Raw genomic sequence first — 1,352 nt, forward strand, 5'->3', positions numbered from 1 at the left:
TAATGCCGTTCACTTAAGGTGAGCGGCATTTCTTTTTATAGGGTACCGAGCGGGTCGTTTCTTCACACATCGAGGAAATATTCTTTGCCGCCGGGGCTCTAAGATAAGGCTTTCAGCCATACCGTAAAAGCTTTTTAATTGCCGAGGTAAGGTTCCCGGGGATGAATAAGGTAAACCAACTAACAATCTCATGATATGGGCTAACGCACCGTTAAAACTGAGTTGATAGGGCAAATAGTCGCCTTTGAGCTGCATACACATTTGGGTCATTTGGTAACGAATTAGATTGTAGGTAAGCAGAACCCCCCATAGCTCTTGCTTTACTAATTCAGGCAAACGACTTCGTAGGGTTAAACGGTTCCCTAGCATGTATTGTTTCTGCTCTCGATACCCTAACTCAATTTCCCAGCGATGACTGTATAAATCGGCAATCTCAGCTACCGGGTATTTCATCGGGTCAACCATGGAGGTAAGTACCTCATATTGCTTACCGTTAATTTTTCGCGAGACTAATCGCACCGTTATATCTTCTGGTAGTTCAGGCCATAGCTTTCTTGCTCTTGAGTTACTCGTCAGCCTAACGAGTTTATCTTGCCTGCCAAACGTTTTAACGATGTCATATTTGACATTTTTCTTTAATGGGATAAGCCAGTGGCGCTCTGTGCCTGTATGGTGCCATTGATGTAATAAACCTAAAGAGTAAAAGCCTCTGTCAAACATCGTTAGACTATTATTGGGTGTTGTGGCTATAAGCTTTTCAGCTAACACCATTTCGTTAACCTCGTACGAGTCAAATGCACTGCCCGTAATTAAGTGACTACTCAATTCCATTTGGCACACCATACGCAATTGCGGGTATTCGCTTTCATTACCTCTGTTTGTAATCGATTTAGCAAAGGCTTGATTGTTCTCTGGTGTATCTTCTGCTCGCCATACCACACCATCGACACCAAGCAAGGTTAAGCCATTCCATTGGGGTAATTGAGCACCGTTAAACCAATGTTTTTGTGTGCACTGAAACAATGCTTTAGCAGCGGCTTCGCCTAAGGTTTTTCTGCGTTGAGTTAAGGCACTTGGCGCGACAAAAGGTTTACCGTCTCGGTCAACAATATCAAGTAGGTTGACGACATCAGCCATCGATTTGTCGTTATAAATGGCCATACCTATAAGTAACCATGCCATTGATTCTAATGTTAATTTACGTTTTCGGAGCGTGACTGTATCAGTTAGCGAGTATGCTTCTTCGATTAACGGTAAAGGCAATAAATCAGCAAGTGTTTCAACTTGGTTAGGCTTCCAATGATTAATGACATCTAGGGCTTGAGAAACGAGCATAAAAAATCCGATAAACA

Annotated in this window: 1 protein-coding gene; it reads right to left on the reverse strand. The window is 42.6% G+C overall.

What is annotated here, in order from left to right; translation table 11 throughout:
• Positions 1-9 precede the first annotated feature (9 nt).
• On the reverse strand, positions 10-1,335 hold the full coding sequence (locus ACOB82_RS17640; protein ID WP_448214318.1) for an IS4 family transposase: 1,326 nt from the start codon (positions 1,333-1,335) through the stop codon (positions 10-12).
• Between the last annotated feature and the right edge of the window lie 17 nt (positions 1,336-1,352).

Source organism: Colwellia sp. MEBiC06753 (assembly GCF_053470325.1).